We start from the raw sequence: 21,132 nt of genomic DNA on the forward strand, positions 1-21,132 counted from the left end.
GAAAGGAAGTACCCCATGTTGGACGCCGCACTGAAGACCCAGCTCCAGGGCTACCTGGACCACGTCAAGCTCCCCTTCGAGATCATTGCCTCGCTGGACAAGTCCGCGTCCAGCGACGAGATGCGCGAGTTGCTCGAAGAGATTTCGGGCATGAGCGACAAGATCACGCTGCGCACCGACGGCGTCGACACGCGCACGCCGTCCTTCCTGCTGCGCCGCACGGGCACCGAACAGAGCCTTCGCTTCGCCGCCATCCCGCTGGGTCACGAGTTCACGTCGCTGGTGCTCGCGCTGCTGTGGACCGGCGGCCACCCGCCCAAGGTCGAGCAAGCCCAGCAGGATGCCGTCAAGGCGCTGGATGGCGAGTACGACTTCGAGATCTACATGAGCCTGACCTGCCACAACTGCCCGGACGTGGTCCAGGCGCTGTCGCTGATGTCGGTGCTGAACCCGCGCATCCGCACGACCGTCGTCGATGGCGGCCTGTACCAGGCCGAGGTCGAGGCACGCGAGATCATGGCCGTGCCCAGCGTCTACCTGAATGGCCAGCATTTCATCTCCGGACGTGTGAGCCTGGAAGAGATCGTCGCCAAGCTGGACACCGGCGCCGCCGCCCGTGACGCCAAGAAGCTGGACGCCGAAGAACCCTACGACATGCTCATCGTCGGCGGCGGCCCCGCCGGCGCGGCCGCGGCGGTGTACGCCGCGCGCAAGGGCATCCGCACCGGCGTCGCGGCCGAGCGCTTCGGCGGTCAGGTCAACGACACGCTGGGCATCGAGAACTACATCTCCGTCTCCGTCACGGACGGCCCCAAGTTCGCCGCCGCGCTGGAAGGCCATGTGAAGGACTACAAGGTCGACATCCACAACCTGCAGCGCGCCGAGAAGCTGACGCCGGCCGCGAAGCCGGGCGGTCTCATCGAGGTGGAACTGGCCAACGGCGCCAAGCTCAAGGGCAAGACGGTCATCCTGTCCACCGGCGCGCGCTGGCGCAACGTGGGCGTGCCCGGCGAGGCCGAGTACAAGAACAAGGGCGTGGCCTACTGCCCGCACTGCGACGGCCCGCTGTTCAAGGGCAAGCCGGTGGCGGTCATCGGCGGCGGCAACTCGGGTGTCGAGGCGGCCATCGACCTCGCCGGTATCGTCAAGCATGTGACGCTGATCGAGTACGGCGACCAGTTGCGCGCCGACGCGGTGCTGGTGAACAAGGCCAGGAGCCTGCCCAACGTCACCATCATCACCAACGCGCAGACCACCGAGTTCACCGGCGCCGCCGGCAAGCTCAACGGCCTGAACTACACGGACCGCGTGACCGGTGAAGCCAAGCGCGTGGAGGTGGACGGCTGCTTCGTGCAGATCGGCCTGGTGCCCAACACCGAATGGCTGCGTGGCACGCTGGAACTCAGCAAGCACGGCGAGATCATCGTGGACGCCAAGGGCGCCACCTCACTGCCTGGCGTGTTCGCGGCAGGCGACGTGACGACCGTGCCGTTCAAGCAGATCATCATCGCGGCTGGTGATGGTGCGAAGGCGGCGCTGGGCGCCTTCGACCATCTGATGCGCAGCTGAGCGCTGCGGCTCTAACACAACGACCACCTACACTCTCCGCGCAGCGCCCGGCATGTGGCGCGGGGAGGGCTCATGGTGCAAGGGCTGCAGATCGCGCAGTTGGTGCTGTTCAGCGTGTTGCTGGGGATCTTGGTGTTGGGCTGGCGCCGTGAGCGTCGCACCAAGAAGCTCCAGGATGCGCTTTTGAATGAGTTGCTGGCGGGCCTGGGCCCCGAGCACAGGTGGTTCCGCATCAATCTGGCCAGCCAGGATTTCTTCGCTCGCCGCATGCGGATGTTCGGTTTCGAGGCGAAGGGCCTGCTCATCGACGAGGGCGATGGACTGCGCATCGTGGCCGTGCAGGCTGATGGCGGACGTATAGATAGGCGGATACCGAAGACCGCCGGCGCCGTCCGCTGGCGAGGCAACGTCGGGCTGCGTTCGGCCAATCTGCATTGGCTGGAGATGGGGGTGGATCACGACACGGTGATGGTGTCTGCCGACACGGGCATGAATGCGATCGCGTCGCGGGAGGCCACGGCAGACATCATCCGTACGCTGTTGCCGCAGCAACCGCTCGACGCTTCAGCGCTCGCGGACTTCGCATTGGAGAAGCATCCGTTGGCCTTGGCGGTTACCGTGGCTGCGCTTGGGTTGCTGGTCGCCACCCTGGTGGACTTGGCGGTCACGGAACATCTGCTGTTGCAGCCTCGAAGCCTGTACTGGCTGGCGCTGCTGGGTGTACCGGTCGGACTGTCCTTCTATCCGCTGCTGACGCGACGCAAAGTGCCGGGGCGGGAGGCCTGGGTGCTCAGCATCCTGCTCGCTGGTGCGCTGGCGATCGCCGTACCGGCGGCCACGCTGCGAACGGACCAATGGCTCTCTGGCGGCCCCGTCGCGATGTCATACAAGCTGCTCGACGACGCTCAATTGGAGCCCGTGCAACCGGGGCCTCCGCCGGTTTCGCTGCGCAATGTGCGGGAGTACTGGAAGCAGTTCGATGTGGGCTCGATTCACGAACTCGATATCGTGCGCGGCCCCCTGGGTCTGTGGCAGTTGGATCGCAGCCGGCTGAACTCGCTCACGCGTGACTGGTACCGGCGTCAAGACGAGCAGCCCAAAGCGGCCGGCAGCAGTCCGGTTGGCGGGGCTTCAGCACCGCCTCCTTAGAAACGTTCGGAGCGTCTTTCAGCGCAGCGTGTACCCGCGCCCGTCCATGCACGCCTCCACGGCGCGGTGGAACACGCTGGCGTCGGCCATCGCGGCGGGCTGCGTGGTGGCCCAGCGGTTGCAGTCGCGGCTGTCTTGTTCCAGCTGCACCTGGTGCTGCCCATGGCGCGGGTAGATGACCGGCGCGGGGCGGGCGGGCGCCGCATAGGTCGGCGCCGGTGGCGGCAGTGGTGCAGGGGGCGGCATGTAGACCACGTCGGGCGTCCGTTCCGCCTGGTTGGCCAGCGCGATCAGCGGCACCGCCACCGCCAGGCCCACCGCCAGCGCACCCAGACCGGCGCCGCGATGGTGATGATGGTGGTGGTGATAGCGATGGTGGTGACCGTAGCGCGGGCCGGCGCTCGCCAGTCCCGTGGCGACGATCAGGGCGGAGGCGATCAGCGTGCGGGCAAGGGGTCTCATGGCGGCTCACTCGGATGTCGGGTGCAGCGCTAACGCGGCGCTGCAGGCGGTGGTTTACATCCGCGGGGCGGCTCAGGTTGTAACCAGCCGTCGCCCGACGCGGCGGGCCTGCCACAGGCCTTCGGCACTGTAGACCACCAGCGCCGTCCAGATGAAGCCAAAAGCCACCAGCCGCGTCGCGTCCATGGGCTCCTTGAACAGGAACACGCCCAGCAGGAACTGCAGCGACGGCGACACGTATTGCACGATTCCCAGCGTCGCCAGCGGGATGCGCCGCGCGCCGGCCGCGAACAGCACCAGCGCGCCGGCGGTGACCGGCCCGGTGCCGATCAGCCAGGCCCAGTCCACCGCGGTCTGCCCGGCCAACTGGCCGCTCGAGGACCAGAACGCAAAGCCGGCCAGCGCCAGCGGCACGAGGATCAGCGTTTCCAGCGTCAGCCCTTCCAACGCGCCCAGCGCCGCGGTCTTGCGCATCAGCCCGTAGAAACCGAAGCTGACCGCCAGCACCAGCGCCACCCAGGGCACGCGGCCGCCGGCCACGGTCAGCCAGATGACGCCGAACGCCGCCAGACCGACGGCAAACCACTGCATCGCCCGGGGCCGTTCTTGCAGCACGGCAAAGCCCAGCGCCACATTGACCAGCGGGTTGATGAAATAGCCCAGGGCGGCATCGACCACGTGACCATTGCCCACCGCCCACACATAGGTCAGCCAGTTGATCGCGATCAGCAGCGCCGACGCCGCAAAGCGCCGCCAGGTCGCCGCGCTGACATCGCGCAGCCATTTCAGATGACCCGTCACCAGCAGCACGCCGGCGACGAACACCAGCGACCACAGCGTGCGGTGGGCCACGATCTGCAGCGACGGGATGGCCGCGATCTGGCGGAAGTACAGAGGAAACAGGCCCCAGCTCAGGTAGGCGCCCAGGGCATAGAAGACACCGGCATTCATCGGCGGCATTCTCGATGCGGGTAATCCCCGGTGCTGTCGCGGGGGCATCGCCGTCGAATCGGGCCCGCCTCATTCGTCGACACCGTATGGCCCGCATCGAATTCACCCCCCAACTCCACCGCTTTGTCGACACCCCGGTCGTCGATACCCCGGTGGCGACACTGAGGGAAGGTCTGGACGCCGCGTTCGCGGTGAACGGGCGCCTGCGCGGTTACATCCTCGACGACCAGGGCCACCTGCGGCCCAACGTCGTCGTCTTCATCGACGGCCGGCGTGCGCGCGACCTGCGTGGGCTGACCGACCCCCTCGGACCCAGCAGCCGGGTCCATGTGCTGCAAGCCTTATCTGGAGGTTGATCCATGACTCAAGACCGCGCCTGGGCCGCGACCCGCAAGGGCCTGTTCGAACTGCGCCGCCGCGCGGGCGGCTGGCAGATCGAGAACGTCAGCTTTCTGGCCGACCCGGTCAGCATGCTGCTGCCGCCGGACGCGTCCGGCCGCATGCTGGCTGCGCTGAACCTGGGCCACTTCGGCACCAAGCTGCAGGCGTCGGACGACGCCGGCAAAAGCTGGCACGAGGTGGGCGTGCCAACCTACCCGCCGCAGCCCGAAGGTGCCGAAGGCCCCGAATGGAAGCTGCTGAACATCTGGGCGCTGGAGCGCGCGGGCGACCTGATCTGGGCCGGCACCTTGCCGGGCGGCCTGTTCAGCAGCGCCGACGGCGGCACGAGCTGGCAGCTCAACGAGCCGTTGTGGAACGATCCGCTGCGGCTGGGCTGGTTTGGCGGCGGTAGCGAGTCGCCGGCACTGCATTCCATCTGCCCGCGGCCGGACCGGCCCGACGAACTGCTGCTGGGCATCTCCTGCGGCGGCGCCTGGCGCACGACGGACGGCGGCAAGAGCTGGTGCTTGAGCGCCAAGGGCATGCGCGCCGACTTCATGCCGCCCGACCAGGCCGGCGACGAGAACACGCAGGACCCGCACCTCATCGCGCGCTGCCGCGACGAGCCCGACGTGCTGTGGTGCCAGCATCACAACGGCATCTTCCGCAGCGCCGACAACGGCGCCAACTGGACCGAACTGAAGGCCCAGCCGTCCAGCTTCGGCTTCGCGGTGGCGGCTCATCCGCGCGACGGCGACACGGCCTGGTTCGTGCCCGGCGTGAAGGACGAGCGCCGCATCCCGGTGGACGCCGCGCTGTGTGTGACCCGCACGCGAGACGGCGGCAAGACCTTCGAGGCCTTGCGCGCCGGCCTGCCGCAGCAGCATTGCTATGACCTGATCTACCGCCATGGCCTGGCCGTGGACGACAGCGGCGTGCAGCTGGTGATGGGCTCCACCACCGGCGGCCTGTGGACCAGCGGCGATGCGGGCGACAGCTGGCAGGCCGTGTCGGCCCATCTGCCACCCGTGTACGCGGTCAAGTTCGGCTAGGCCTTCAGCTGCCTGCGGAAGTCCTTCAGCTCATCGGGACTCCAGGCCGGCGTCGGGTAGCTCATCTTCAACCCGGCCAACGTGTCGGTGATGACCCGCGACACGATGAGCCGTGCGTTGCGCTTGTCGTCCGCCGGCACCACGTACCACGGCGCGTGCTCGCTGCTGGTGGCCGCCAGCGCGTCGCCGTAGGCGCGCATGTATTGCGGCCAGCACTCGCGCCCGGCCAGGTCGTCGCGTGTGAACTTCCAGTTCTTGGCCGGGTCGTCCAGCCGCGCGAGGAAGCGCTCGCGCTGCTCCTCCCTGGACAGATGCAGGAAGAACTTCAACACGCGCGTGCCGTTCAGGTGCAGGTGGCGCTCCAGCGCGTTGATGGAGTCGAAGCGCTGCTGCCACAGGTGCGGCGGCCGGGCCGCCTCGCGGGGCAGGTTCTGGGCCTTCAGGATCTCCGGATGCACGCGCACGATCAGCACCTCCTCGTAGTACGAGCGGTTGAAGATGCCGATGCGGCCGCGCTCGGGCAGGCATTGCGTGGTGCGCCACAGGAAGTCGTGCTCCAGCTCCTGCGCACTGGGGTGCTTGAAGCTGAACACCTGGCAGCCCTGCGGGTTCACGCCCGACATCACATGCTTGATGACACCGTCCTTGCCGGCCGCATCCATGGCCTGGAAGATCAGCAGCAGCGCGTAGCGGTTGTGGGCATACAGCAGGCCCTGCTGTTCGGCCAGGCGCTTGACCTGCGCATCCAGTTGCTCCTCGTAATCGTCCTTGTCGCGGTACAGCGGCGCCACGCGGGTGGCCCATCGGCTCAGCTTCAGCCGGTCACCGCCGGCGGGCACGCGGAACGTTTCGGTGGCGATGGGCACGGCGCTATCCTGAAGTCTCGAACGCTCCTAGCCTATGTCGCGCCGCGTGCCATGGATGTAGGACTTTTGCCCGCCTCGGCGGGCTAGCATCCACCCATGCCGCTACGCACGCTGATCGCCTTGCTGCTGTGCGCGCCGCTGCTGGCGACCGCGGGCTGCACACGGGCGCTGCACGTGCCCTTCGAGGACTGGAGGCCCTACTCCTTCATCGACGCGAACGGTCGCCACACCGGACTGGAGACCGAGCTGCTTGCCGCCGTGGCGCAGGCTGCCGGCTGTCGTGTCAGCTATGTGCGCGGGGTGCCGCGCAACCGTCGCATGCCCATGCTGGCGGCCGGCGAGCTGGACCTGCTCATCGCCGCGACGCCCGTGCCCACCGACCAGGCCTGGTACACGCGGCCGTATCGTGAAGAAGTCTTCGGTGCCTTCATGCGCGCCAGCGAGGCGCAGCAGGAGGCCCGTTCGATGGACGACCTGTTGCGCGCGCGGCTGCGGCTGGTCACGCATCGCGGGCCGGTCAGCGTGCCCGTCATCAACGACTTCAACGCGCAGGGGCTGCTGACTTGGTTCGAGGACTACGCCAAGGGCGTGCAGCTGATGGCGCTGCGCCGCGGCGACGTGCTGCTGGGCGACAGCGTCGCAATTGCCCACGCCGCGCGCGCGGCCGGCGTGAGCCTCGTCGAGTTGCCCTTCGACGTGGTGCGTGGCCCGGTCACCTACAAGCTCAGCCGCAAGTCCATGAGCGAAGCGCAGCTGAAGGCGTTCGACCAGGCCATACAGCGGCTGGAGGCGCAGGGCGAGCTGCAACGCATCCGCAACCGCTGGCTGGCGGCATCGGCGAAACCGCGTTAGGGCCAGCCCGCGCCGGGCGCGGCCTGCAGCGCCAGCGCCATGCCGCTCACCGGATGCATCAAACGCAATTGCTCGGCGTGCAGCCACAGCCGCTGCACGCCCAGATGCGCGGCCACGGCGCGGTTCAGCGGCCCCTTGCCGTGCGTTGCATCGCCCAGGATGGGGTGGGCGATGTGCTTCAGATGGCGGCGGATCTGGTGGCGCCGGCCCTGCAGCGGTTCGGCCTCCAGCAGCGCGACGCGTGTGGTGGCGAAGCGCGGGTCTGTTGCGATGGGCCATTCCAGCCGCTTGAGCACGCGCCAGCGCGTCTGCGCGTCCAGCATGTTCTGCCCGGCCGATGGCAGTTCGGGGTCGCGCGCCAGCGGGTGGTCGATGAGGCCTTGGTCCTCGCCAGGCCAGCCGCGCACCAGCGCGAGATAGCGCTTGTCCATGAGCCCCTGCTCGAACATCGCGCCCAGCAGCGAGGCCACCTCGGCCGATAGCGCGAACAGCAGCACGCCCGACGTGCCGCGGTCCAGCCGGTGCACGGGCCACACCGTGCGGCCCAACTGGTCGCGCAGCAGCTGTAACGCGGCCTCGTCCTCGCCGGCGGCCAATTGCGTGCGGTGCACCAGCAGCCCCGGTGGCTTGTCGATGGCGACGAGGTGCTGGTCGAGGTGCAGGACGGTCAGCGTCAAGAGAGGTCGCCGTCCACGTAGAACCACTCGCCCCGCTCGCGCACGAAGCGGCTGACCTCGTGCAGCCGGTGCGCGCGGCCCGCGAGCTTGCTGCGCGCGACGAACTCGACGGTGCCGTGGTCGGCGTCCTGCAGCGCGCTGCGCTTCACGTCCAGCCCCAGCCACTTCAGCCCGGGCTCGGGCGGCTCCAGGTCGGCGGGCCGGGTGCTGGCATGCCAGCTGGCCAGCAGGTAGGGGCGCAGGTCCAGCACGAAGGCGGCATAGCGCGAGCGCATCAGCGCCTCGGGCGCGGGTGCGGCCAGCGTGCCATTCGCAGCATGCTCGGCGTGCAGGCGGCCGCAGCAGCTGCCGTAGGCCCGTGCGAGGCCGCAGGGGCAGGGGTCGGAAACATTCATAGGCGGCCCATGATGCACTAAGGCATCAGGCACCGCCGGCCAGCTTGGCCAGCTGCTTCAGCAGATCGTCGGCGCGGGTGTCGTCGGGCCGCAGCAGCCGGGCGGTGGCGATGCTGGCGCGCACCTCGGCCTCCAGCTCGGAGGTGCGCCCCTGGCGATCCATGCAGGTCAGCGCGACGGCGGCGAAGTTCAGCAGCACGCGGCCGTTGCGCGGCATCGCGGTCTTGGCGCCGCGCAGGCTGGCCAGCGCGCCGGCGAGGTCGCCCTGGCTCAGCAGGCGCACGCCGTCCTTCATCGCGTCAGTGGCCTGGCGCTTCGCGGCAGCCACCAGCTCGCCGCCGGCGGCGCCCATGCCCAGGTTGTCGAAAGCGCGCTGCGTGCGCCGCAGCAGCGCCTCGTCGTCGTAGTTGTTGCGCGTGACGTACTGCAGCAGCTGTGTGGCGCCATCGGCCTGGCCGGTTTCCATCAGCGTCTCGGCGATGCGCAGCGCGGTCTGCGCGGAGGCCGGGCTGTTGGCATCGGCGCTCATGGCGGCCAGCTCGGTGGCCAGGCGCGTGGCGCCGTCAGCATCGCCAGCGGCCTGCAGCGCGCGCACCTCCTCGGCACGGGCCAGCAGCTGCACGTCGCGGCCGTCGTAGCGCTGCGTCAGCGAGGCCATCATCTTGCGGGCCTCGTCGGGCGCGCCGGCCTCGCAGTGCAGCCGCGACATGCCCAGGAAGGGCTCGACGTTCTGGATGGCGCTGTGTTCGGTCAGCTTGATGGAGCGTGTAAACGCGCGTTCGGCCATGTCGCGCTGGCCCTGTGCCAGCGCCACCTTGCCCAGCGCCGCCTGGCGCTGCGCGGAGTTGGGCGACAGCTTGACGGCGCGGTCCAGCAGCGCGAGCTGCTGCTCGGCCTGGCCCTGGTCGGCCAGCAGGTCGGCCAGCTCGTCGTAGGCGTCCAGGTACTGCGGATGGTCGCGCACGATGTCCTGCAGCAGCGCCAGCGCGGCAGGCTGGTCGCCCGCGTGCAGCCGCACCTGCGCCAGGCCCAGCTTGGCCCAGGCCAGCGGGCCACGCTTCAGCACGCTTTCATAAACGGCCTGGGCCTTGGGCCATTCGTCCAGCTTCTGGTGCAGCAGCGCCTGCAACCGCAGGATCTCGGCGACGTTGCGGTTGCCGGCGCTCAGCTGCTCGCTGCACAGCTGCAGCGCGCGGCGCCAGTCGTGCGCCTTCATCGCGGCGGCGATGCCGGCCATGGAGGCCTTGCGCTCCACAAGCTTCAGCAGCCGGGTCTGCAGCAGGCCTTCGGTGATGGGCTTGAGCAGGTAGTCGTCGGGCGCATCCTCGGCGGCCGCCGAAACCATGATGCTGGTCTTCTCGGCGGTGATCATCAGCCACACCGACGCCGGCCCTATCCAGCCCTTGAGCCGCGCCTCCTCCAGCAGTTGCTGGCCGTTCTTGCCGGGGCCTAGGTCGTAGTCGCACATGACCACGTCGTAGCTCTTGGCGTTCAGCATGCGGCTGGCTTCGTGCCCGTCGCTGGCGGTGTCCACGCGCTGTGCGCCGCAGCGCAACAGCAGGCCCTTGAGCACGCTGCGCATGGCCTCGAAGTCTTCCACCAGCAGGAAGCTGCGGGTGCGCAGGGGATCAGCATCCATGTGGTGCTCCGTCAGGGCAGCATGACGACGAAGCAGCCGCCGCCCAGCTCGCCGCCATTCGCGATGCGGGTGCTGCCGCTGCGCTCGCCATGGCGGTGCAGGCCCGCGGCCAGCCGCGAGAAGAACAGGCCCAGCCCGGTGCTGCCGGTGCGCACGTCGATGCCTTGCCGCGACGGGAAGCCCTGTTCCAGCATGAACTCCGGGAAGCCCTCGCCGTCGTCGGCCACCTCGATCTCCAGGCAGCCGTCACGCACGCGCAGCGACAGCCGCACCGCGTGGCCGGCATAGCGAACGGCATTGAACATGGATTGCGTGACGACGCTGCCGATCAGGTCGTGGTCGAAGACCCAGGCCTCCAGCCCGTCCTCGGTCTGGCAGCTCACGTCCAGCCCCTTGAGCCGGGCCAGCGGCCGCACGCGCTCCAGCAGCTCGGCCGCGAACTCGTCCAGCGCGACCTCGGCGGGCTCGAAGGGGTACATGCCTTCCTCGAGCTTGTAGATGGCCATCAGCTGCACGAGGTTGCCGTTGACGCGCTGCGTCTCGTACAGCGCCTGGGCCGTGGACAGCGCGGCGCCGGACGACGGCGTGGCGTCCATGCGGGCCAGCTGCTGCAGCGCGTCCTCCAGATACGCGGCAATCACGCTGACCGAGTTCTTCATGTCGTGGGCCGCGGCCGCCACGAAGGTGGAGATGTTCATCGCTCGCCTTTCCACTCCCTCGGTGCTGGCGCCGGTCGGATGACCTCGTGCGTGGCACTGTACGCCCGCCGGGGCGTTAGCGGGAGCGAAGGTCAGCGCGGCCGGCCGTCGGGGAAGGCGAGCACCAGTTCGTCCAGCGGCAGCGGCCGGCCCAGCAGATAGCCCTGGCCGAAGCGGCAGCCGCAGGCCTGCAGAACGGCCAGCTGGGCGGCGTCCTCGATGCCCTCGGCAATGACCTCCAGGCGCAGGTGATGGCCCAGGTCCAGGATGGTCTCGGCGATGGCGCGGTCGCGCTCGCCGCTGGCCAGGTCGCGCACGAAGCTGCGGTCCATCTTCAGCGAGCTGATGGGCAGGCTCTTCAGCATCGCCAGTGACGAATGGCCCATGCCGAAATCGTCCAGCGAGATCTCGAAACCGATCTCGCGCAGCCGGTGCATCACGCGGCTGACCTGCTCGGGCTGGCGCATCAGCATGCTCTCGGTCAGTTCCAGCACCACCTGCGAGGTCGGCAGCGCCAGCTCGTCGGACATGAAGCGCAGCGTGTCCGGCAGCGCGCCGCTGACGAACTCGCTGGCCGCCATGTTCACGTGCACCTTCAGCCGCGCGAGTGCGCCGCCCTGCAGCGAGGCCAGGTCGCGCAGCGCCTGGCGCATGACCCAGCGGCCGATGTCGATGATGAGGTCGCTCTGCTCGGCGATGGGGATGAAGACGTCGGGCGCGATCATCTCGCCGTCGGGCTTGCGCCAGCGCACCAGCGCCTCCACGCCGTGCAGCTGGCCGGACGCGATGTCCATGATGGGCTGGTAGGCCAGCCGCAGGTGGCCGGCCAGCAAGGCCTCGCGCAGCTCGGCCTCGATGGACAGGCGCTGGGCCAGCTTGGCGCGCTGCGCGGCCAGCGTGTCGGGGCTGCTGGTGGAGAACACGCTGGCGCCGTTGCGGCCGTTCTGCTTCACGCGGTACATGGCCGCGTCGGCGCTGCGCAGCAGCTCGGGGCCGCTGAGGCCGTTCTCGGGGAAGCGCGCCACGCCGATGCTGGCCGACACGTTCAGCGCCACGTCTTCGTAAGCGAAGGGCTGGCTGGCGGCGGCCAGGATGGCATCCACCAGCGCGGCGAGGTGCGCGCTGTCGCCGCTGTCGGGCACCAGCACGGCGAACTCGTCGCCGCCCAGCCGGCCCACGCGCGCCGGCGGCGGCGCCAGCATGCGCAGCCGGCGCGCGAACTCCTGCAGCACCGCATTGCCGGCCTCGTGACCGAAGGCGTCGTTGATGGGCTTGAAGCGGTCCAGGTCGATGAACACCAGCGCGAAGTGCCCGCCCTGGCGCTGGTGCAGTGCGCAGTGGCGGTTGAGCTGGGCATAGAAGTAGCCGCGGTTGTCCAGCTCGGTCATCTCGTCGACCTCGGCGAGGCGGCGGATGACGGACTCGGTCTCCAGCCGCTGGGCCGTCTGCGCGATCAGCGCGCCGATGGTGGCCGACACCTTGGGGAGCTGCGCGTCCGGCTGGCGCGACAGGCTGCTGTAGAACTCCAGCACGCCGGGCCGGTGGCGCTCGCCGTCGTCCGACACATAGGTGACCGGGAACACATAGCCCGACCACAGCCCGCACATGTTGGCGCTGCGCCGGCGCAGGAAGCGCTTGTCGGAGGACATGTCCTCCACCCACTCGGCATTGCCGCTGGCCCACACGCGGCCCACCAGCCCGTCGCCCGGCAGCATGCCCAGGGCCGCGCTGATGGCGCTGAACTGCTCCAGGTCGCGGTCGGGCGGATGCCAGAAGTGCTTGCAGCACAGCTGGCCGTCGGCCTCGCCGCCCTCCATGCTCCAGTAGGCGCCCCATTCCCAGCCGAGGTTGCGGCAGATCAGCTGGATGACGTTGATGATGGCGTCCTGCAGCGTGTGCGTGCCGATGAGGAACTCGGTCAGCGCATAGCCCAGGCGCTCGCGCACGGCGGCGTGGGTCACGTCGGTGATGTCCTGCAGCAGGCCGTGGCGCCAGCGCGGCCGGGCCGGGTCGGCCGGCAGTGGCGTCACGCGCAGCCAGCGCATGCCGTGCGCCAGGCCGATGACGCGCACGTCCAGCGGCCGCTGGGCCTGCGCGCCGGTCCACAGGCGGATCAGCTCGGGCAGGTCTTCCTCGAAGACATGGCCAAAGCAGGCGTCCAGGCTGTCGGCGGTGTCGCCGGGCATCTCCAGGTAGTCGCGCGCGGCGGGCGACAGCAGGCTCTGGCCGGTCAGCGGGTCGTACCACCACTGGCCGAAGCCGGCGGCGCGCTCCAGGTCCGCCTGCGCGTCCGCGTGGCTGCCACCGCGCAGGGCCAATGCAGGCACCTGGGTCCCCTCTTCTCTTGTCGTCATGCGCGGGCACGCGCAATTCGCATGCCAAGGTTTTCCCCTGGGCAATCCCTTTCGGCGTGCACCGGCCGGGCGGGCCGCACAGCGCTGGTGCGGCGTGCAGCCTAGAGCGTCAGCTCCCAGCGCTCGCTGACGACCTGCTGGCCGAAGCTGCGCATGTTCTCGCTGTCCATGAGCCGGTAGCCCTCTGCCGCGTAGATCGCCCGGGCCGCGGTCAGGCCTTGCTGGGTCCACAGCACAACGCGCTTGTAGCTGGCGGCGCGTGCGAAGTCGCTGCACTGGCGCACCAGCCGCTTGCCCACGCCCAGACCCCGCGCGTGCGCTTCGAGCAGCAGCAGGCGCAGCTGGGCGGTGCCGGGACGCAGGCGGCCGCTTGCTTCATCGCGGGCCTGGACCAGCATCACGCTGCCCAGCCGCTCGGCCCCGCGCGCGGCGATCCAGCAGGCTTCGCGTTCGGGCTTCAGGTGGTCGACGAAGTCGGCGCAGATGCGCGCCACCAGCGCCTCGAAGCGCGCATCCAGCCCGTATTCGGCCGCGTAGACGGCGCCATGGCGCTGGATGATCCAGCCCAGATCGCCGGGCTGCGGCGGGCGCAGCTCCACGGGTGCGGCGGCGTCGGGCTCCAGCACGGACTGGATGCGCGACATCGCGCCCACCAGTGCCTGGCGCTGCGGTGTCGACAGCGGCGCCAGCAGCGCTTCGGTCTCGGCCTGGCTGCCACGGTCCAGCGGCGCGAAGGCGCGCTTGCCGGCGGTGCTGAGCTTCAGCAGCCGCTGGCGGCCGTCGCTGGGATGGGCCTGCTCGGCCAGCAGGCCGCGGCCCTTCAACCCGCGCAGCAGCCGGCTCAGGTAGCCCGCATCCAGCTGCAGCGTCTTGCTGAGCGCCGCGGCGCTGACCGGTGCGTGGTGGGCCAGCTCCCACAGCACGCGCGCCTCGGGCAGCGTGAACTCGCTACCCGACAACGTGGGCGCCAGCATGCCGATGCGGCGCGTGTAGAAACGGTTGAAGGCGCGGACGTCCAGGGCTTGCTCGGTACTCATGGCCGGCATTGTCTGGAAAATGGTTGCTTTTGGCAATCAATTGACTGGCCGACTACTCTCTGACCTTCAACGCGGGAGATTTCTTTTGGGCATCGTGGTCTATTGGCTGGAGGGGCAGGGTGATGAGGCGCAGCCGGCGTGCCAGTTCTTCGCCGGTACCGAGCTGACGCAGGCGCTGGCCTGGGCCGAGGACCGGCGTCGGGCCGGGCATGCGCACGTCAGCATCTCCACCGAGCTGGCGGACCACGTCGGCAAGGCCGGCGTGTCGGCCGTGGAGGGTGGGCGCACGCCGGATGGCGAGGCTTATGAATGGTCCAAGGCCGGCCGGGCGGGCAAGGTGAGACGAGGGCGGTGAGCCCCGGCGTCAAAACTTGTAGCCAAAGCCCATGGTCAAGAGGTTGTCGGTCTTTTTTGTGCCAACCGGCACGCGTTCGGCATAGCGGCTGGACAGCCCGGCATTCAGCGTCCAGCTGCCGTTGATGCGCGTGGCCAGGCCGGCGTCGAAGGTGGCGCGGTCGCCCAGCTCGCCGCCGTCGGGGTAGTAGACGAAACGTTGCTTCAGCGAAGTCGCCTCGCTGAGCTTGTGGCTGGACTCCTCGCCCAGCAGCACCTGCACGCCGTTGGCGCGGCTGCCGTCCGTGAAGCGGCTGTCGGTATAGCCGGCACCGCCAAACACGTCCCACAGGTGGGCGTCGGTCTTGACCACGTGGTAGCCGACACCGCCGCTGAGGTTGTAGCGGTCGCGCACGCCGCCGGCGCGGTTGGTCTCGCCTTCGGCGCTGCCGAACGAGAACCATTGCGTGCCGAGGTTGAAGTCGTAGCGGCCACCCAGGCGCAGCAGGTCGGCGGTGGTGGTCTTGATGCCGTCGACCTTGTTGCGGCCGTAGTTGGCGATGCCGTAGAGGCTGATCTTGTCGTCGGCCGTGGCGCGGCTGCCGTCGGCATTGGCGGCCAGTGTGTGGCTGCTGGTGTTGCCGCTGGCCAGCGCGCCGGAGACGCTGAGGCCGCCGTGCCATTGGCCGTCGGGCGTGTCCTGGGCCCAGGCGGCTTGCGAAGTGAGGGCGAGGGCGGCGAGAACGATCTTGAAGCGGGTCATCGGAGGGACGTACTGCGAGGGAGCCGGCAGTATCCCCACCCATCGCCATCAAATCGCCGCGGGTGCCGGCCGGTCTGTAACGGCAAGCACCGGGCGTGGGCACAGGCGTGTCCGGGGCGCCTCTTTAAAATGCCGGCATGAATTCCTCCCCTGTCGGCGCGATGGCCGACGCTGCTTCCAGCCCCCTCCTGCGCAACCTCAACCCCGAGCAGCTCGCCGCCGTCACGGCGGCCCCGGAACCGGCGCTGATCCTGGCCGGCGCCGGCTCCGGCAAGACCCGCGTGCTGACCACACGCATCGCCTGGCTGCTGAACACCGGCCAGGTCAGCCCCGGCGGCGTGATGGCCGTGACGTTCACGAACAAGGCCGCCAAGGAGATGCAAGCGCGGCTGTCCACGATGTTGCCGTTCAATGTGCGTGGCATGTGGATAGGCACCTTCCACGGCCTGTGCAACCGCTTCCTGCGCGCGCACTGGAAGCTGGCCCATCTGCCGCAGGCATTCCAGATCCTGGACGCGAGCGACACGACGTCGGCCGTCAAGCGCGTCATCAAGGCGATGAACCTCGACGAGGAGCGCTTCGTGCCCAAGCAGGTCGGCTGGTTCATCGCCGGCTGCAAGGAAGACGGCCAGCGCCCCGGCGACGTGATCCCGCACGATGAACAGACGCGCAAGCTGGTCGAGATCTACGCCAACTACGAAGACCAATGCCAGCGCGAGGGCGTCGTCGACTTCGCCGAACTGATGCTGCGCTCCTACGAGCTGCTGCGCGACAACGCGGCGGTGCGCGAGCACTACCAGCACCGCTTCCGCCACATCCTCGTCGACGAGTTCCAGGACACCAACAAGCTGCAGTACGCATGGCTGAAGATGTTCGCGCCGCCGGGCTCCGGCACCGGCCAGAGCCTGCTGGCGGTGGGTGACGATGACCAGAGCATCTACGCCTTCCGCGGCGCGCGCGTCGGCAACATGGCGGACTTCGAGCGCGAGTACCGCGTCAAGAAGGTCATCAAGCTGGAGCAGAACTACCGCAGCTTCGGCCACATCCTGGATGCCGCCAACGAGCTGATCAGCCGCAACAGCCAGCGGCTGGGCAAGACGCTGCGCACCGATGCCGGCCAGGGCGAGCCCATCCGCGTGCAGGAGTCGCCCAGCGACTTCGCTGAGGCGCAGTGGCTGATCGAGGAGATCCAGGGCCTGCACCGCGCCGGGCTGGACCGGCAGGAAATCGCGGTGCTGTACCGCAGCAACGCGCAGTCGCGCGTCATCGAATCGGCGCTGTTCAACTCGGGCATTCCGTACCGCGTGTACGGCGGCCTGCGCTTCTTCGAGCGTGCCGAGGTGAAGCACGCGCTGGCCTATCTGCGCCTGCTGGAGAACGCCAACGACGACACCAGCTTCCTGCGCGTCGTCAACTTCCCGACGCGCGGCATCGGTGCCAAGACGCTGGAGACATTGCAGGACGCCGCCAAGGCCTCGGGCCGCAGCCTGTACCAGAGCGTGGGCGCCATTCAGGGCAAGGGCGGCGCCAACCTGCAGGCCTTCACCAACCTCATCGACTCGACCCGCAACCTGACGCAGGGCATGACGCTGCGCGAGATCATCGAGCAGGTGCTGGAGACTTCCGGCCTGCTGGACTTCTACCGCACCGACAAGGACGGCGCCGAGCGGCTGGAGAACCTGGACGAACTGGTCAACGCGGCTGAGGCCTTCGTCATGCAGGAGGGCTTTGGCAAGAACGCTGTGGGCCTGCCGGTGGACGAGGTGGCGCAGCCGGGTGCGCCGGGCTCGGTGCCCGATGCGGAGACCGGCGAGATCATGTCGCCGCTGGTGGCCTTCCTGACGCATGCCTCGCTGGAAGCCGGCGACAACCAGGCGCAGGCCGGCCAGGATGCCGTGCAGCTGATGACCGTGCACTCGGCCAAGGGGCTGGAGTTCGACGCGGTGTTCATCACGGGCCTGGAAGAAGGCCTGTTCCCGCACGAGAACGCGATGTCCGACCACGACGGGCTGGAGGAGGAGCGCCGGCTCATGTACGTGGCCATCACGCGCGCCCGCAAGAAGCTGTCACTCAGCTTCTGCCAGACGCGCATGCTGCACGGGCAGACGCGTTATCACATCAAGAGCCGCTTCTTCGACGAGCTGCCGGAAGAGGCGCTGAAGTGGCTGACACCACGCAACCAGGGCTTCGGCTCGGGCTTTGCGCGTGAGTACCAGAACGCCTGGCAGCGCGGATCGGGCCTCAAGGGCATGGTGGGCGCGGGCAATGTTGCCAAGCCCGCCTGGGTGGAGCCTCCGGTGCCGGCCAGCATGAAGCCCAAGGTGTCGGAAGAGCACGGCGGCCTGCGCGTGGGCAAGGGCGTGTTCCACACCAAGTTCGGCGAGGGTGTGCTGCTGACGCTGGAAGGCGCGGGTGCTGATGCGCGCGCGCAGGTGAACTTCGGCCGGCATGGCACGAAGTGGCTGGCGTTGTCGGTGGCGAAATTGACGCCGATTGATTGACGGCTATCTGCCCACGATGACCACGTGGGCCTGCATGCGCGAATCGATCGCGCCCAGGCCGAAGCGTTCCGCGATGGCGCGTGCCGCAACGGCCGTCAGCTCTGGCAGCCGACCTGGCGCGCGGGCCTCCAGCTCGTGCCGCAGCAGCGTGCCCTGGCAGAAGCCCAGCGCGGGCCCGGCCGGCGATTCGGCGCAGGCGCGCAGCGGCAGCGTGACGATGTCTGCCGGATGCTCGAAGCCGGCCTCGGCCAGTTCGTCGCGCAGCGCGTGGATGTCGTGGCAGGCGTAGGGCTCCTGCGGCAGGAAGCGCGGCGGATCGGCCGGGAAGGCCTGGGCCAGCGCCTGCGTGACGGTATCGGCCAGTTCGTTGCTGTTCAGGTGGTCCCACACGTTGAACAGGAAGACACCGCCGGGCCGCAGCAAGCGGCGCACCTCGGCAAACGCGCGGTGCCGGTCGTCGAAGAACATCGCGCCGAACTGGCAGGCGACGAGATCGAAGCTCTCGTCGGTGAATGGCAGCTCCTGCGCATCGGCCAGCCGCCATTCGATCTGGCGTTGGGTACCCACCGTGGCGGCCAGGTCCAGCATGGTCGCGTTCAGCTCGCTGGCGACGATTTCGGTGGCGGCGGGCAGCTCGTTGACCAGCCAGCGCGTCAGCACGCCGGTGCCGGCGGCGATCTCCAGCACGCGCGCCGGCTGCAGTGCGGCGGCGCGGGCGGCGAGGTCCTGCGCATAGGGCTCGAACAGCAGCGGCACCAGATGGTGCTCGTAGAGCTGCGGGATGGAGCCGGTGAAGCCGCGGTCAGCGAGGTTCATGCGGCGGGTTTTAACGTCGGTGCTAGGCTGGCGGCCGCTTTCCTCGCAATTGCTTGCATCTGGTCATGGCTGAACACCGTCCCACACACGCCGAGCTGAACGCCTTCCTGAAGGCCGAGTTCCCGCAGAACGTCTGCACGCTGGAGGAGCTCGACGAGGACGGCAGCGTCGTCGTGGCCCACCCGGTGGGCGAGCGCGAGCTGCGCCCGGGCGGCACGGTGTCGGGCCCGGTCATGATGACGCTGGCCGACGTGGCGCTGTACATCGCCATCCTGGCGCAGATCGGCATCGTGCCGCTGGCGGTGACGACGAATCTTTCCATCAACTTCCTGCGCAAGCCGCGCGCGGACCGGCGCGTCGTCGCACGCTGCCGGCTGATGAAGCTCGGCAAGGCCCTTGCCGTGGGCGAGGTGTGGATCTTCTCGGAGGGCGAAGAAGAGCCGGTGGCTCACGCCACCGGCACGTACTCGATCCCCAGGGACCGCTGAGTTGGCGCCTTAGACGCCGATCTCGCCGCCGTCCTTGCGCGTGACGACCACGGTGGCCGAGCGCGGGCGCTTCTTCGCCGTCGCGTCGGTCTGGCTGGCGGGCCAGTAGCTGCCAAAGGTCTTGGCGGCCCAGTCCGGCGTGCCTTCTTCGCCCGGGTGCTGCACGTTGAAGAACAGCGTCTTGTTGTCGGGCGTCATCGCGATGCCGGTGATCTCGCACTCCTTGGGGCCCACGAGGAAGCGGCGCAGCGTGTCGGCCGTCGCGTTGGCGCCCTTGATGGTGCTGGTGCCGCCGGCCGCGTTGGCCGCACCGCCGTCACCCACCTTGCCCGGCACGGCGGCCAGCATCATGCAGTTGGTGATGTCGGTGTAGGCGCCGTCATCGGTCTGCACCCACAGCATGCCGCGCTTGTCGAAGTACAGCCCGTCGGGGCTGGAGAAGTCGTTGACGTCGGTCAGGCCGGACAGGTTCACGTCGGCCGCCGCGTCGGCCTGGGCACCGAACAGGTAGATGTCCCAGGCGAACTTGGCGACGTTGGTCGCGTCCTCGCGCCAGCGGATGATGTGGCCGTTGGGGTTGCCGCGCTGGGCCGTGGTGCCCTTCATGTCTTCGTAGTAGCGCGGGTTGGCGGCGTCGGGCTTCAGCTGGCTGCCGGTGGGCGTGGCGGTGTTGGCGACGCGGTTGCTGTTGTTCGTCAAGGTCATGTAGACCTCGCTGTTCAGCGGGTTCACCGCGCCCCATTCCGGGCGATCCATCTTGGTGGCGCCGAGCTTGTCGGCGGCAAGGCGGGCATGGGTCACCACGTCGCCCTGGTCGGCGAATGGGTAGGCCGTGTTGGTGGCGTCCAGGCCGTTCTTGCCATAGGTCAGTTCCAGCCATTCGCCGCTGCCGTCGGGGTTGAACTTGGCGACGTACAGCGTGCCTTCGTCCAGGTACTTGGCGCCAGCGGTCAGCCCCTTGCCCACGTCGGCGGCATCCCAGTTGGCCTTGGAGACGAACTTGTAGATGTACTCGTTGCGTGCGTCGTCGCCCTGGTACATGACGATGGGCTTGCCGGCCACGGCGGGCGCGGGCCAGGCGCCCTCGTGGTTGAAGCGGCCCAGCGCCGTGCGCTTGGCGGGCACGGAGTCGGGCGCGAACGGGTCGATCTCGACCACCCAGCCGAAGGTGTTGATGGTGTTGCGGTAGTCGTCCGCGGCGGCGGCGCCGACGACCGACGAGTCCCAGCGCGCGAACAGGTCGGCCGTGCCGGCGGTTTCCCACAGGTAGGGGCTCTTGCGGTTCTGCGGCAGGCCGTAGCGGTTCAGGCCCACGACCTCCTTGGCCGTGCGCTTGGCATCGTCGCCGGCGGCGCGGGAGATGACGTTGAGGAAGTTCTCCTCGCAGGTCAGGTAGGTGCCCCAGGGCGTGTAGCCGTTGGCGCAGTTGTTGTTGGTGCCGCGCGTCTGTTGGCCGGTGGTCGAGAACTTGGTGGCCAGCAGCGCGGAGCCGCGGGCAGGGCCGGTGAAGGCCATTGTCGTGGCCGACGTGACGCGGCGGTTGAAGCGCGAGCCGCGCACCATGGTCGTGCCGGCCGTTTCGCGCTTGACCTCGGCGACGCTGATGCCGTGGGCGTAGATCTCCTTCTCGACCTCGGCGGCGTTGCGTGCAGCGCCTGCCGTGCGGCCGGTGGGGTGCAGGCCGTAGGGCGCGACGACGTACTCGTGGTTCACGCACAGCAGGCCGCGGTCCGAGCGGTCGGCCTGGTAGGCGCCGGCATCGCTGAGGCCGAAGTAGTACATGCCGTCGTGGCCGTCGCCGATGCGGCGCTGGTAGGAGTCGGCGGTCTCGCTGCCGTCGTCCTTCCAGCTCTCGTCGCCCCAGTGCAGCGGGTCGCCCAGAGCGTGCAGGATGCTGACCTGGTAGCCCTCGGGCACGGTGACGAGGTCGTTCTTGTTCTTGGCCACGGCCGTGAAGCCGATCTTCAGCGGCGCGGGGGCCGGCGCGGGCGTGGGGGCCGGCGCCGGGGCGGGCGCGGGGCTGTTGTCGTCGTCGGAGCAGGCGGTCAGACCCACGCCGCCCAGCAGTGCGGCGGCCGTGACGGTCATGCCGCCGCGCAGCGTCTGGCGGCGGCTCAGGCGGGCGGCCAGCACGTCGGCCATGTGCGGA

20 protein-coding genes are annotated in these 21,132 nt (G+C 69.1%); 8 read left to right on the forward strand and 12 right to left on the reverse strand.

Annotated elements, in window-relative coordinates; translation table 11 throughout:
• Positions 1–15: 15 nt before the first annotated feature.
• Together ahpF and J2X21_RS02295 are read left to right on the forward strand one after the other, a co-directional pair.
• Complete coding sequence (ahpF, locus tag J2X21_RS02290; RefSeq protein ID WP_310324349.1) at positions 16–1,569, forward strand: alkyl hydroperoxide reductase subunit F; 1,554 nt, start codon at positions 16–18, stop codon at positions 1,567–1,569.
• A gap of 72 nt (positions 1,570–1,641) precedes the next feature.
• Entirely contained in the window at positions 1,642–2,718 is a 1,077-nt protein-coding gene (locus J2X21_RS02295; RefSeq protein WP_310324352.1) for a hypothetical protein, read from the forward strand.
• Positions 2,719–2,736: 18 nt separating this feature from the next.
• Here the strand turns inward: J2X21_RS02295 and J2X21_RS02300 are convergent, their stop codons facing one another.
• Positions 2,737–3,180 carry a hypothetical protein gene (locus tag J2X21_RS02300; protein ID WP_310324355.1) on the reverse strand — a complete coding sequence of 148 codons (444 nt, stop codon included), beginning with the start codon at positions 3,178–3,180 and terminating at the stop codon, positions 2,737–2,739.
• A 72-nt stretch (positions 3,181–3,252) separates the two neighbouring features.
• Positions 3,253–4,131: an EamA family transporter RarD gene (rarD, locus tag J2X21_RS02305; protein WP_310324358.1), complete on the reverse strand. Its 879-nt coding sequence runs from the start codon at positions 4,129–4,131 to the stop codon at positions 3,253–3,255.
• 86 nt (positions 4,132–4,217) lie between these two features.
• Here rarD and J2X21_RS02310 point away from each other — a divergent pair, with 86 nt between their 5' ends.
• Both J2X21_RS02310 and J2X21_RS02315 read left to right on the forward strand, forming a co-directional pair.
• The gene (locus tag J2X21_RS02310; RefSeq protein WP_310324361.1) at positions 4,218–4,487 is read left to right on the forward strand and encodes a MoaD/ThiS family protein; all 270 of its coding nucleotides are present in this window, start codon (positions 4,218–4,220) and stop codon (positions 4,485–4,487) included.
• Between the two features lie 3 nt (positions 4,488–4,490).
• On the forward strand, positions 4,491–5,564 hold the full coding sequence (locus J2X21_RS02315) for a WD40/YVTN/BNR-like repeat-containing protein (RefSeq protein WP_310324364.1): 1,074 nt from the start codon (positions 4,491–4,493) through the stop codon (positions 5,562–5,564).
• On the opposite strand, the gene J2X21_RS02320 is transcribed toward J2X21_RS02315, so the two are convergent.
• Positions 5,561–6,430, reverse strand: coding sequence for an ADP-polyphosphate phosphotransferase (locus J2X21_RS02320; protein WP_310324368.1), 870 nt, complete (start codon positions 6,428–6,430; stop codon positions 5,561–5,563). The two genes, J2X21_RS02315 and J2X21_RS02320, sit on opposite strands and share 4 nt — an antisense overlap.
• Before the next feature lie 96 nt (positions 6,431–6,526).
• Here J2X21_RS02320 and J2X21_RS02325 point away from each other — a divergent pair, with 96 nt between their 5' ends.
• The gene (locus J2X21_RS02325; protein ID WP_310324371.1) at positions 6,527–7,282 is read left to right on the forward strand and encodes a substrate-binding periplasmic protein; all 756 of its coding nucleotides are present in this window, start codon (positions 6,527–6,529) and stop codon (positions 7,280–7,282) included.
• Here the strand turns inward: J2X21_RS02325 and J2X21_RS02330 are convergent.
• The 6 genes from J2X21_RS02330 to J2X21_RS02355 all read right to left on the reverse strand — a co-directional run bounded on the left by J2X21_RS02330 (position 7,279) and on the right by J2X21_RS02355 (position 14,082).
• Positions 7,279–7,959 carry a pseudouridine synthase gene (locus J2X21_RS02330; RefSeq protein ID WP_310324373.1) on the reverse strand — a complete coding sequence of 227 codons (681 nt, stop codon included), beginning with the start codon at positions 7,957–7,959 and terminating at the stop codon, positions 7,279–7,281. The genes J2X21_RS02325 and J2X21_RS02330 overlap by 4 nt on opposite strands.
• Complete coding sequence (locus tag J2X21_RS02335) at positions 7,956–8,354, reverse strand: YchJ family protein (protein ID WP_310324376.1); 399 nt, start codon at positions 8,352–8,354, stop codon at positions 7,956–7,958. Before J2X21_RS02335 ends, J2X21_RS02330 begins: the two co-directional genes overlap by 4 nt.
• Before the next feature lie 25 nt (positions 8,355–8,379).
• Positions 8,380–9,993, reverse strand: coding sequence for a response regulator (locus J2X21_RS02340; RefSeq protein WP_310324378.1), 1,614 nt, complete (start codon positions 9,991–9,993; stop codon positions 8,380–8,382).
• Between the two features lie 11 nt (positions 9,994–10,004).
• Positions 10,005–10,691 carry a sensor histidine kinase gene (locus J2X21_RS02345; RefSeq protein ID WP_310324380.1) on the reverse strand — a complete coding sequence of 229 codons (687 nt, stop codon included), beginning with the start codon at positions 10,689–10,691 and terminating at the stop codon, positions 10,005–10,007.
• 92 nt (positions 10,692–10,783) lie between these two features.
• Entirely contained in the window at positions 10,784–13,018 is a 2,235-nt protein-coding gene (locus tag J2X21_RS02350) for a putative bifunctional diguanylate cyclase/phosphodiesterase (RefSeq protein WP_310324383.1), read from the reverse strand.
• 128 nt (positions 13,019–13,146) lie between these two features.
• Positions 13,147–14,082: a bifunctional helix-turn-helix transcriptional regulator/GNAT family N-acetyltransferase gene (locus J2X21_RS02355; protein ID WP_310324386.1), complete on the reverse strand. Its 936-nt coding sequence runs from the start codon at positions 14,080–14,082 to the stop codon at positions 13,147–13,149.
• On the opposite strand from J2X21_RS02355, the gene J2X21_RS02360 reads away from it, so the two are divergent.
• On the forward strand, positions 14,081–14,437 hold the full coding sequence (locus J2X21_RS02360; protein ID WP_310324388.1) for a hypothetical protein: 357 nt from the start codon (positions 14,081–14,083) through the stop codon (positions 14,435–14,437). The two genes, J2X21_RS02355 and J2X21_RS02360, sit on opposite strands and share 2 nt — an antisense overlap.
• 9 nt (positions 14,438–14,446) lie before the next feature.
• Here J2X21_RS02360 and J2X21_RS02365 read toward each other — a convergent pair whose 3' ends face one another.
• The gene (locus J2X21_RS02365) at positions 14,447–15,178 is read right to left on the reverse strand and encodes a DUF481 domain-containing protein (protein WP_310324393.1); all 732 of its coding nucleotides are present in this window, start codon (positions 15,176–15,178) and stop codon (positions 14,447–14,449) included.
• 137 nt (positions 15,179–15,315) lie between these two features.
• Between J2X21_RS02365 and J2X21_RS02370 the strand changes: the two genes are divergently transcribed.
• Complete coding sequence (locus tag J2X21_RS02370; RefSeq protein WP_310324396.1) at positions 15,316–17,679, forward strand: UvrD-helicase domain-containing protein; 2,364 nt, start codon at positions 15,316–15,318, stop codon at positions 17,677–17,679.
• Between the two features lie 3 nt (positions 17,680–17,682).
• Here the strand turns inward: J2X21_RS02370 and J2X21_RS02375 are convergent, their stop codons facing one another.
• The gene (locus tag J2X21_RS02375) at positions 17,683–18,495 is read right to left on the reverse strand and encodes a class I SAM-dependent methyltransferase (RefSeq protein ID WP_310324399.1); all 813 of its coding nucleotides are present in this window, start codon (positions 18,493–18,495) and stop codon (positions 17,683–17,685) included.
• 65 nt (positions 18,496–18,560) lie between these two features.
• Here J2X21_RS02375 and J2X21_RS02380 point away from each other — a divergent pair, with 65 nt between their 5' ends.
• Positions 18,561–18,983 carry a PaaI family thioesterase gene (locus J2X21_RS02380; RefSeq protein ID WP_310324401.1) on the forward strand — a complete coding sequence of 141 codons (423 nt, stop codon included), beginning with the start codon at positions 18,561–18,563 and terminating at the stop codon, positions 18,981–18,983.
• Between the two features lie 9 nt (positions 18,984–18,992).
• Here the strand turns inward: J2X21_RS02380 and J2X21_RS02385 are convergent, their stop codons facing one another.
• Entirely contained in the window at positions 18,993–21,125 is a 2,133-nt protein-coding gene (locus J2X21_RS02385; RefSeq protein ID WP_310325431.1) for a PhoX family protein, read from the reverse strand.
• Positions 21,126–21,132: the final 7 nt, after the last annotated feature.

It is taken from the genome of Roseateles asaccharophilus (genome assembly GCF_031458115.1).
GTDB lineage: Bacteria > Pseudomonadota > Gammaproteobacteria > Burkholderiales > Burkholderiaceae_C > Pelomonas > Pelomonas asaccharophilus_A.

Coding starts and splice junctions, on each gene's coding strand:
- J2X21_RS02365 (WP_310324393.1), bottom strand. CDS start 15,178: ATGACCCGCTTCAAGATCGTTCTCGCCGCCCTCGCCCTCACTTCGCAA.
- J2X21_RS02375 (WP_310324399.1), bottom strand. CDS start 18,495: ATGAACCTCGCTGACCGCGGCTTCACCGGCTCCATCCCGCAGCTCTAC.
- J2X21_RS02380 (WP_310324401.1), top strand. CDS start 18,561: ATGGCTGAACACCGTCCCACACACGCCGAGCTGAACGCCTTCCTGAAG.
- rarD (WP_310324358.1), bottom strand. CDS start 4,131: ATGAATGCCGGTGTCTTCTATGCCCTGGGCGCCTACCTGAGCTGGGGC.
- J2X21_RS02315 (WP_310324364.1), top strand. CDS start 4,491: ATGACTCAAGACCGCGCCTGGGCCGCGACCCGCAAGGGCCTGTTCGAA.
- J2X21_RS02295 (WP_310324352.1), top strand. CDS start 1,642: ATGGTGCAAGGGCTGCAGATCGCGCAGTTGGTGCTGTTCAGCGTGTTG.
- J2X21_RS02370 (WP_310324396.1), top strand. CDS start 15,316: ATGAATTCCTCCCCTGTCGGCGCGATGGCCGACGCTGCTTCCAGCCCC.
- J2X21_RS02335 (WP_310324376.1), bottom strand. CDS start 8,354: ATGAATGTTTCCGACCCCTGCCCCTGCGGCCTCGCACGGGCCTACGGC.
- J2X21_RS02345 (WP_310324380.1), bottom strand. CDS start 10,691: ATGAACATCTCCACCTTCGTGGCGGCCGCGGCCCACGACATGAAGAAC.
- J2X21_RS02385 (WP_310325431.1), bottom strand. CDS start 21,125: ATGGCCGACGTGCTGGCCGCCCGCCTGAGCCGCCGCCAGACGCTGCGC.
- J2X21_RS02340 (WP_310324378.1), bottom strand. CDS start 9,993: ATGGATGCTGATCCCCTGCGCACCCGCAGCTTCCTGCTGGTGGAAGAC.
- J2X21_RS02310 (WP_310324361.1), top strand. CDS start 4,218: ATGGCCCGCATCGAATTCACCCCCCAACTCCACCGCTTTGTCGACACC.
- J2X21_RS02300 (WP_310324355.1), bottom strand. CDS start 3,180: ATGAGACCCCTTGCCCGCACGCTGATCGCCTCCGCCCTGATCGTCGCC.
- J2X21_RS02355 (WP_310324386.1), bottom strand. CDS start 14,082: ATGAGTACCGAGCAAGCCCTGGACGTCCGCGCCTTCAACCGTTTCTAC.
- J2X21_RS02325 (WP_310324371.1), top strand. CDS start 6,527: ATGCCGCTACGCACGCTGATCGCCTTGCTGCTGTGCGCGCCGCTGCTG.
- J2X21_RS02360 (WP_310324388.1), top strand. CDS start 14,081: ATGGCCGGCATTGTCTGGAAAATGGTTGCTTTTGGCAATCAATTGACT.
- ahpF (WP_310324349.1), top strand. CDS start 16: ATGTTGGACGCCGCACTGAAGACCCAGCTCCAGGGCTACCTGGACCAC.